This is a genomic window from Leptospira andrefontaineae, assembly GCF_004770105.1.
GTDB classification, from domain to species: Bacteria; Spirochaetota; Leptospiria; order Leptospirales; family Leptospiraceae; genus Leptospira_B; species Leptospira_B andrefontaineae.
The window spans coordinates 44,951-54,893 of record NZ_RQEY01000008.1 but is presented as its reverse complement, the minus strand read 5'-3'; the positions used below and the strand labels follow the sequence as shown (position 1 = coordinate 54,893).

General features: G+C 39.1%; 8 protein-coding genes. 4 read left to right on the top strand and 4 right to left on the bottom strand.

Annotated features, from left to right (window positions below; all coding sequences use genetic code 11):
• Window positions 1–996: 996 nt before the first annotated feature.
• Both EHO65_RS04820 and EHO65_RS04815 read left to right on the top strand, forming a co-directional pair.
• Complete coding sequence (locus EHO65_RS04820; protein WP_135773039.1) at window positions 997–2,454, top strand: APC family permease; 1,458 nt, start codon at window positions 997–999, stop codon at window positions 2,452–2,454.
• Between the two features lie 9 nt (window positions 2,455–2,463).
• Complete coding sequence (locus tag EHO65_RS04815; RefSeq protein WP_135773038.1) at window positions 2,464–2,871, top strand: hypothetical protein; 408 nt, start codon at window positions 2,464–2,466, stop codon at window positions 2,869–2,871.
• A 29-nt stretch (window positions 2,872–2,900) separates the two neighbouring features.
• Here the strand turns inward: EHO65_RS04815 and EHO65_RS04810 are convergent, their stop codons facing one another.
• The 3 genes from EHO65_RS04810 to EHO65_RS04800 all read right to left on the bottom strand — a co-directional run bounded on the left by EHO65_RS04810 (window position 2,901) and on the right by EHO65_RS04800 (window position 6,518).
• Window positions 2,901–4,178, bottom strand: coding sequence for a phthiocerol/phthiodiolone dimycocerosyl transferase family protein (locus EHO65_RS04810; protein ID WP_135773037.1), 1,278 nt, complete (start codon window positions 4,176–4,178; stop codon window positions 2,901–2,903).
• A 21-nt stretch (window positions 4,179–4,199) separates the two neighbouring features.
• Window positions 4,200–5,267: a fatty acid desaturase gene (locus EHO65_RS04805; RefSeq protein ID WP_208743989.1), complete on the bottom strand. Its 1,068-nt coding sequence runs from the start codon at window positions 5,265–5,267 to the stop codon at window positions 4,200–4,202.
• Between the two features lie 114 nt (window positions 5,268–5,381).
• The gene (locus EHO65_RS04800) at window positions 5,382–6,518 is read right to left on the bottom strand and encodes a helix-turn-helix domain-containing protein (protein ID WP_135773035.1); all 1,137 of its coding nucleotides are present in this window, start codon (window positions 6,516–6,518) and stop codon (window positions 5,382–5,384) included.
• 177 nt (window positions 6,519–6,695) lie between these two features.
• Here EHO65_RS04800 and EHO65_RS04795 point away from each other — a divergent pair, with 177 nt between their 5' ends.
• Window positions 6,696–7,490, top strand: coding sequence for a crotonase/enoyl-CoA hydratase family protein (locus EHO65_RS04795; RefSeq protein WP_135773034.1), 795 nt, complete (start codon window positions 6,696–6,698; stop codon window positions 7,488–7,490).
• Between the two features lie 141 nt (window positions 7,491–7,631).
• Window positions 7,632–8,804, top strand: coding sequence for an acyl-CoA dehydrogenase family protein (locus tag EHO65_RS04790; RefSeq protein WP_135773033.1), 1,173 nt, complete (start codon window positions 7,632–7,634; stop codon window positions 8,802–8,804).
• Here EHO65_RS04790 and EHO65_RS04785 read toward each other — a convergent pair.
• Window positions 8,801–9,898, bottom strand: coding sequence for a glycosyl hydrolase family 18 protein (locus tag EHO65_RS04785; RefSeq protein WP_425269326.1), 1,098 nt, complete (start codon window positions 9,896–9,898; stop codon window positions 8,801–8,803). The genes EHO65_RS04790 and EHO65_RS04785 overlap by 4 nt on opposite strands.
• Window positions 9,899–9,943: the final 45 nt, after the last annotated feature.

Genomic DNA, 9,943 nt, shown 5'->3' with positions numbered 1-9,943 from the left:
GTAAACTACGCCAAGCCCTCTAACTTCCAAAAGTTTCTTTGGAATGCCGTTAGAAAGGGCTGCATCTTTCGATATATTATTGTAGAATGAGAGTAGCTCTAATTTGTTTTCTTAGTGTTCGAGATTATTAATATCATGGCGAACTCATCACCACGACCTAATCTCAGCTAATAAAAAATTTTAATTTCTCATTCGCAGTTATATTTGTTGTTAAAGAACTTTTACTTCCCTAAATTTTGCAGTTCGAAGGGCAAATGCCGTTCTCTCCGAAAATTTCGGTTGCCGACCGGAAAACGGCCAGAAGACCAAAATACAAAATCGACCCGGCCAGTCAAACTGTTTTTATAGAAATTTTACAAATCTATTTTTTCTAAATTTTGAAATTGAAGATTTTAATGTGACATAATCTAAACCTGAATTCAAAGGGATTTTACCATTTCGGAAGCCTTGGGGACATAGATTTAGTTTATTATAATATCTTAATATAATTCCTGAGGATACTAAAATTCAGATTAAATTAGAGAGCCCCGGAATCAAAATTCCGCGTAAAACGTGGATGCTGATTGAAAAAACGACGGAATGTGATAAAGGCAGAGGCAGACACGCTTCCCACGGGCCACTCCCCTCCACCCGAACCCGGGTGGGGGCGATCTTCTTACCCCTGTAGGAACTCCAACATACTTTGCATTTAATTTCCTTAGGAAATTTATTGGGGCGGCCCCCTCGAGTTCTCACGGGTCGCGATGCTTGGATGAACGCGAATGTATTTCGTGCCAATTTAAGCAATGGTGTCCGATAAGGATTTTGCTTCATTACATTCAGCAACCCTACGGGTTTTTCGTTCTCTACGGGTCGCTCAAAAACCCGTAGTAGCCCGATCCCGCAAAGCGAGAGCCGCCCAAATCATTCGTAGGACCTCCTACATTGAGTGATTTACGCGGTCTTGAAAATGTCTTGTGAGTGAAAGTAAAGGGGCTATCTTGACCAAAACTCGAAATGAAACTTCGCCGTTCTCTTAATCTTTACGATTCCATTTCTCTTATGTTCAGCTCTATGGTGGGACCGGGAGTTTTTATCACTACGGGTTATATACTGACTCAGACTGCCAATCCTAACTGGACGCTTCTTTGTTGGATCTTAGGTGGGTTCTTGGCGATCGCAGGTGCGATGAGTTATGCGAAATCGGCAAGTATCTTTCCGTATGCAGGAGGAGATTACGTTTATTTAAAGGAGGCCTACTCTCCTATTGTTGCTTTTTCCAGCGGATGGCTTTCTTTATCGGTGAACTTCTCAGCGTCGATCTCCCTTTCTGCGATCGCATTCTCTAAATCATTTTTAACCTTGTTCAATCCAAGTTGGGACATTTATTTCTTAGAGTCCAAATTTTTAGGGATCACATTTTCTTTAGGAGTGGCCCAGATCATAGGGATTTCCACGATCTTATTTTTTACGATTGTGAACTTTTTCGGGATAGGATTTGCATCTCGAATCCAGAACTTCTTCACTACTTTCAAAATTTTAGGTTTAGTCGCATTTGTGACCTTAGGCTTTACTATAGGAAATTATAATATTCAGAATTTTGAATCTTTTTCGTTAATCCCTTCCGACCTGAATGGATGGAATCTTCTTCTTGCAGGAGCAATCCCAGTCACTTTTTCTTATTTGGGCTGGAATATGATCACCTACGTTGCGGAAGAAGTCAAAGATCCCGAAAAGAATATTTATAAGGCAGTGATTGTTTCCTGTATTCTAGTCACTTTTCTTTATGTTCTGATCAATTTTCTATATTTAAGCTCCGCTCCTATCCAATTTTTAGCGGGAGATGAGAAGATTGGAGTAACCGCTTCCGGGTTTTTGTTCGGAAAAGGTGTGAATATTTTGATCACTGCGTTTATTTGCTGGGTATTCCTGGGAGGGATTTCCGCTTATATCATCGGTGGTTCCAGGATCTATTTTGCGATGGCGAGAGACGGTTTCTTTTTTCCAAGCATGGCAAAATTACATTCTAAATATCATAGTCCTTATAAATCTTTGATCTTTCAGTTTCTGTATGCTTGTCTTTTTTGTTTTGTGAAAGAGATTGAATCGCTTTTATATCTGATCACTTGCTCCACCCTACTACTCGCAACGATCACAGCTTATACGCCTGTTATTTTCGAAAAAAGACATTTAAAGAATGAATTTAAGATCCCAGGTTATCCCTATTCTACTTACCTATACATACTTTCTAATATTCTAATTATCGCAACATTACTCTACAATAAAAGTGCGGAAGCTCTTTGGGGTTTCGGATTTACCCTATTCTCTGTTCCTCTGTATTATTATTTTAAACTTTCTAAAAAATCTCAGCCAGTCCAGATCGATACAATTTCCGAACCGGAATTGGAAACCGGTGGCTTAAGTTTACTTCCCGAAAATGAACCTATCCCTGTAGGCAGCGGTGATCCCGCTTAAGTTTCCAGCTTGGAACTTTCTCCCAAAAACAAGCTTAGGCTTCATAGATATTTAGGGATTGTTTCCTTAGGTTTTCTTTTCTCTCGTCCGTTTATCATTCTATTCCAATTTCCTGATATTCAGGATTTTGAATACTTCTCCGCATATATAGGAAGAATTGGAGCTATCTTCGGAGTTTTAGCGTTTATTAGTGGAGGTGGATTGGGCAAATATCTAGATGAAAAGAAATCAAGAGTTGCAGAAATCCATACAATCATAATGCTCGCAGGTCTGACCATGCAAGTTCCGGTTCTTGCAGAAGTGGAAATTCTTTTGATCCCGAACCTGATCTCTTACTTAGGTTGCGGGATGCTTATCTGGGGCTGGATTCTGGGCAGAAGAGTTTTTATTAATAGAAAAAGGATCCTTCCTTTTTGATCCCAAAATATATTAGAATCTTATAATTCTCAAGAATTTGAAAGTATATTCTTTCGAAAAGAATATGCAAACTGAGAAATATCCGCTTCTTTCCAGCGATTCTTATCATAGTTTATATTGATTGCCATTCTATTCTCGTAAGTTGTCACAGTCGTAAAGATTGTTTGGGTTAAAGCAGGATGGACCGTAAAAGAAAGTTCTTTTACTTTTATTTCATCCGATGCCAAAACAGGAATAATCCCTACATTGCTCAACAAACTGGATTGAGGATTTCGACTCATCAATAATTGGAAAAGTTTTAGTCCGTCTTCTTTTTCCAAAAATTGTTCCGAAGGAGGAAGTAGTTCATAAAATGCTCTGCCTTCCCTTTTTCCTATACGAGCTCTTACATCATTCATGATCGCTTTTGCTTTTATATCGAAAGGATCTCTGATATTTACAGGAGTAGTGAATAGAGAAATATAAAGTCCCAATGCAGAATCAGGTACAGGATGACTTAAATGAGGCCTTAGATCCGCTGGAGTAGAAAGATATAATACTCCTTCTTGCCCTTTATCAAAAAAATCAGCAAGTGCAGTTACTTGAGAAGCGCCTAAGATCCCATGAAAAGAGATCTTTTTTTGTTTAGAAGTTTTTAAGAGAGAATTTACATCTTCCTCTTCCAAATAAAAACTGATGATCTCCGGATCTTGTTCTTCTTTTTTACGAGAGAACTGAGGAATGGTAAGGGGTTTTTCCGGTTTAGGCCCTCCTTTATACAATTCTTCTGCTGGATATAATTCCATTAGAGAAGAATATTCCGAATCTTCTTCGATATCGTCAGCTTCTCCTGTACTCGCTCTGAGTACATCTAAAAGAAATCTGCATCCTGATCTTCCGTCTCCAATACTATGATGAAAGATAACACCTATCGCAAATTTAGAATTCCCGGATGTATAAAATATAGTCCTGATTAAAGGAGACTCTCCTAATTCGAAAAGCCGAATGGTTTCCTTGGCTAATTTGGATTTCCAATCGGGAGAATAGAAATCTTTTTGGATCGGGATTTTTTTGTCCGAGGTTGCAAAGTATAAATGAGAATCTTGTCCTACTTGTTTTAAGATCTGAACCTTAGCTAACGCATGTTTGTTTTGGATAATGTCGAGAGCTTTGCGTAAACTTTCTTCAGAGAAAGAACCCTCTCCTTCTGCCATTACGCAGAAGTTCATAGAGGAGGCACGGTCATATAACCAGAAATTTGCCTCCGCTTGGTCTAAGGATCGAATGAATTGACCTTGGGGTCTTTCAGATTCTTTTAAATTTTGCATGCCATTTCCGACTTTAAAGTACTAGGCCGGAATCGCAATACCATCCATTTCTTCTTTTTGGTAACGATTCGCCCTTGTCATACTTTCAAAGTCGTTAAAACGAATTCCATATTTTTTTAAGAATGGTTTTACTTTAGGTGCGACTGCTTGTCGTAGATAGAAAGGCTGTGTTACCACAAAATGATGTATACCATGTGTGGCTCCAAAATTAAAGCAGAACAAATGTAAAGGTAATATCCACCAAGAATCCAACACTTGGGTCTGTTGGTATAAACTCTTCACATCTCCGTAATAATGCATATTAGAAGATACTATCTGTATAGCGGATTGTCTAAGCCAGCAAGGGATCAAATAGACTACCGCAGCAGTATTTAAGAAATTATGAATATAGGCTGTAGTTCCAGTTTCTTGTATAGGACTTCCCAATGACCAATTGATCAAAGAAATCATTCCCCAAATCAAGAATGAATACCAAAGAAGAAGATACGCTAAACGATAAGGCCCCTTGATCGGCTTAGCTTTTATTTTCGCAAGATAACGTATTGCATCTTTTCTGATCTTAGGCCCTTGCAGAACAACTGCCATGATCGGATCTATCATTACGAGTATACGTCTGATTCCCCAAGGCATTCCGTTGCTGATAAATCTTTCTTCTATATCTTCTATGTTTCCGGAAAGTTTATGATGAAGAAGATGGATTTCTTTCCTAAACCAAGGATTAACTGTATTCGCACGAAATAACCAGACCATCCAGAATAGAAAGTTCTGCACCTTTGGATTTTCTTTAAAATAAATACTATGGATCAGGTCATGTTCCATCTCATGAAGAAAAGAAGCGAAGATCCCATTCCCAATAATACAAGCCCAGAATGGAATTATATCCATTACATACAAACTTCCGAGTAGGATCATTCCGAAAGCGGAACCCATTGTGATCCCGAATCCAATCGCATTTTGATATTGTAAAAAAGAGAAACGTTTTCTGAGCTTAGAATCCGAACGGCGGATCCATTTGATGATACGTTTTGTTTTTTCTTTTTCGGTAAATCTATCCGAAATATTTTTTCGCTCAAGGGCTAAGGAACTCATATCCACTCCGATGTAACTGATGGAAGGAATTATATCCAGGATTTCAGATCCGTCGTTCCATTCTATAAACCGAAACTGCGGAATCGGTTTCAATTGATAGGATGGGACCGTTACTTAAGGATTTTTCTCCCTATATTCGGATGGAGGAACTCCAACTTCTTTCTGAAACGCCCTATGGAAGGAGGTTTTGCTCCTAAATCCCACCTCATATGCGATATCCAGGATAGAAGAATCTTTGTTTTTGGTAAGTAATTCGCAGGCCTCCCGTATCCTATATTCATTCACGAATGCTGAGAAATTTTTGCCCATTTCCTGGTTAATTAATTCTGAAAGTTGGTGAGAAGAAAGTCCTAACTCATCTGCTAAACTTGCCAAACTCAAGTCCTCGTCTTTATATAGTTTTTCGACTTCCATCACTTTTAGTAAATTTTCCCTAAGCGTTGTTAGATCCATTCCTTGAAGTAAGGAACGTGAGTATTTTTGGAAGGTAACTCTTGCGACCTCTTGCAGGTTTTGGAAATAAGCAGGATATCTTCTACCAATCAAATAAGAAACACAAAGACTCAATCCCATCATAGAAGCACTTACCAACAGAAAGAGTGGATTCTTATCCATTAGGAAAAACGCACCTACGGAATGGTTTGCGATTGTCGCAAGAATGATATATAGAAGAACTCTTGCAGTCCATTCTTCCTTCAAAACATTCGGTTTAAATAATATTCTGCTCCCTCTTAATAATCCGGCGATATAGGCTGCGAGTACGAGCAATGGGACCAGAAAAGCCAGATCGAATGCACTTCTTGTTATGGAGAATGTGCTAATACCTTCTCGTATTCTATCCGTATCCGGTATAAAACTTAAAAAATATAAAATCCAAATGATCCCAGGCAAAATGGAATGTTTAGGACTTAAACCCAATGTTGATTTTTCGAATTCTGAATTTTGAATGATCTTATGAATGCCATATAGAATCGGACCTATGGAGCCCAAAACAGGAATATGAAGAAGTACAATCCAAGGATAAGAAGAAGAAAGTCCGAATACGTAAAATAAACAAGTGCCTTGGAGTAAACCCAAGGCTACGAACAATAAAGAAAGCAAACGGTTAAGAGCGGTTTTTCTTTCTAAAATATTCTGCCCTATACATAATAAGGCCCCGAGATACGTTCCGAAAATCGCAAATGAAACTAAAATCCAGAAAACCGGAGATTGAGAAACTTGTTCCGGGAATAAAATCGGAAGATTAGGCATCCAAGGCTTTATCTACTATCCTTGCAGGTTGTCAACCTTCTGAAGGACTTCTATTTTAGTTGGGAAACGAAATCAGTTCTTTGTAAAAAGTATAAAAGTTTGACATCCAATTTAGAAAAACAAAAGACATAGGATCCAAAAAGTAGACTATATGGTCTACCTGTCTCGGAGGATTTTATGAAATCGTATACTTATATTCAAATCGAAAAGAAAGGTCCTGTGTTTTGTATCGCACTCAATCGTCCTGATGCCAGAAACGCGATGAATACACAAATGATCATGGAGTTAAGCGATGCTCTTACTGTTTATGAAGATGATCCTAGTTCCAGATGTGCAGTTCTTTATGCAAACGGGCTTCATTTCACTTTCGGCTTAGAATTGGAAGACGTTGCTAAATCAATCATCGAACAAGGCAGAAATTTTTTCCAAAAAGGAAATATCAATCCTTGGGATACGGGAGGAACAGGAAGAGTTCGTAAAAAACCTTTGATCACTGCTGTCCATGGATTTTGCCTAACTTTAGGAATTGAATTGATGTTAGCATCCGACATTGCACTCGCAGCAGAAAAAACCGTATTCGCTCAAATGGAAGTACAAAGAGGGATCTTACCTTTCGGGGGAGCAACAATACGATTTGTAAGAACTTCCGGCTGGGGAAATGCAATGAAATATATCCTAACAGGAGATACTTTCGATGCTTCGGAAGCATATAGAATAGGGATCGTGCAAGAAGTTTTGCCTAAAAAAGAATTAATCACAAGAGCAATAGAACTTGCTGAAAAAATTTGCGCCCAGGCTCCTAAGGCAGTTGATGCAGTTTTAGCAAACGCAAGAAAGGCAATCGAAGTCGGAGATCTGGAAGCAATTGATGACCTAGTACCGTTGGTGACAGACTGCTTAAAGTCAGAAGACGGACAAGAAGGCATCCGCTCCTTACTCGAAAAAAGGACCGCGGTTTTCAAAGGAAAATAGTATTTTAAGTTTTTAGAATATATTACTTTAACTAAAATCCGTATTTAGTTTGCAATCCTAACAAACAATATTCGGATGCAGGGAATTCTACTTGCCTTTGCTTATGTTTCTTCGAGTTTAGCAAGATCCGAGGGATCATAAATGGATTTTAGCCTAAGTTCAGATGAACAAGAGTTCACAGAATCATTTCGTAATTTTTGCAAAAAGGAGATCCATCCTTTTGCAGAAGAAGCGGATAAAACGAAGGAACTTCCCAGATCCCATTATTTAAAACTGGGAGAAGCAGGCTACCTAGGTCTTCTGCATGAAGAAGAATTCGGCGGGCAAGGTGCAGGAGTTTTCTTGAGCACTTTGGCGATGGAGATCATTTCAGAATTTTGCGGTTCTACTTTTTTCAGTGCCGGGGCTTCTGCAGGTCTATTCGGACTTCCTATCAAACATTTCGGAACCCCTGAACAAAAGAAAAAATATCTGCCCGATATTATCTCCGGCAAAACAATCGGCTCCTTAGGAGTTACGGAGCCTGATGGAGGCTCCGACGTTTCAGGACTTTCTTCTCTTGCTAAAAAATCAGGAAGAGACCGTTATCTTCTCTCTGGTCAAAAAACTTTTATAACGAATGCACCCAATGCAGACTATTGTTTGGTACTTGCAAGGACCCAAGATGAGTCTGGAAAAGAAAAAGGACTCACTCATTTTATAGTAGATCTGAAATCCAAAGGTATCTCCAGATCAGCCGCCATGGACAAGATGGGGTTAAAAGCATCCCCTACCGGAGCATTATTTTTCGAAGACGTAGAAGTCCCGGAAGAAAATATCTTAGGCAAATTAGGAAAAGGTTTCAGACAAACAATGCAAACCTTTAATGCAGAAAGACTTTCTTTAGCCGCCTATTCCTTGGGAGTTATGAAAGCTTGTTTAGATGAATCTAAATCTTTCTCTGCTTCCCGCAAAAGTTTCGGCAAATCCATTTACCAACATCAGGGTGTTGCGTTCATGCTCGCAGAAATTTATTCCAAATACGAAGCAGCAAAATGGCTTACTTATAATACCGCTTGGGAAATGGAAAAAATAGAATCGGAAGGAAAGCCGAGCATGAGTCTTTCCGGAAAATGTGCCGCATGTAAATTATTTGCAACTACTGCAGCGAGAGAAGTTACAAATCTCGCGGTCCAGATCCATGGAGGCGCAGGTTATATGGACGAGTATAAAGTTTCTCGCCTCTACAGAGATACTCGATTAGGAGAGATAGGCGGAGGAACAAGCGAGATCCAGAAATTGATCATCTCCGGAAGTATCATGAAAGAATCTTAATGTACTTCCGAAAGTTCAGGGCCTAATTTTTCTTCCAGATATTTATTGATCTCAGGATCGTTATCTTCTATTAATTGCCAGAAAGAAAATCCACGGATCTTATACTTGTCCAGTATTTTCATTTTCTTCTCGAAAGCACTTCTGTTCATATAGAATGCCACACGGTCGCAGCCACCCATTCTATACCAGAGAGAAGGATCCGAATAGACATGACCTTGGTGTCTGTATAAGTAAGGCCTAAGATAAGTCCAATCCGCCGCCTTAGGTTGTGTTTTAAATATTTCTAATACGTCTGTAGGCTCTTCTTTTCTGGGAGCCATTTTGTCTCGGATCCATTTCGCCCTGGAATAATAGACTGATTTTGTTTCAGCTTGGCAATGTAATGCCCAATCGTATCCATAAGTCGGAATTGCCATATATAACTTTTCGTTAGGAATACGAGCGACAGCATATTCTAAAATTTTATCAATCCACCAATCCGGTGCCTGAGGTCCAGGTCCTGGAAAACCTTGTTTACGAGGATGTAATTCATAGGCCATAATTTTGACCTTATCTGCGACCTTCCCCAAAAACTCATAATCATGAGTTAATTGCCCTCTATAGGCTTCGTAAAAATCCACTTGGATAGGAGATTTCAAACCTTTACAAGGATAGACGGAAGGTTTTTCTGCAACGGTCTTAGGATGAATTGCCACCGACAGGATTTTACCCTTTTTATGTAGCTCGTCGCGCAGAAGTATTAGAAATTCCTGAAATACTTCCTTCTTCTCGCAAGTCATCCCTTCATAGTCTATATCGATTCCGTCGTATCCGTAAGTATCAATCTCTTTAAGAATATTTTGGATATGAAGATCTCTAACCTTAGTATTTCCATTCAGACCTATCACATCGGAAACTTTTTCGAAATCATTTTCCCAACGAAAAATTGTAGGAATGATCAATGTCCTAGGAGACATTAGTCTTAGCCAACGGATCCTTTCGTCTATCTCGTCCTTCTTCCAAACGGAAAGGATTCGGCCTGTATTACTACGACCACCTTCCAAATTATACAAAAATGGATGGATCTCATCATAAAGATGGACATACTTCATCATCGCATAAAAATCCTGGGACCAGGTAGAAGCATAAAGTCTTTCAAC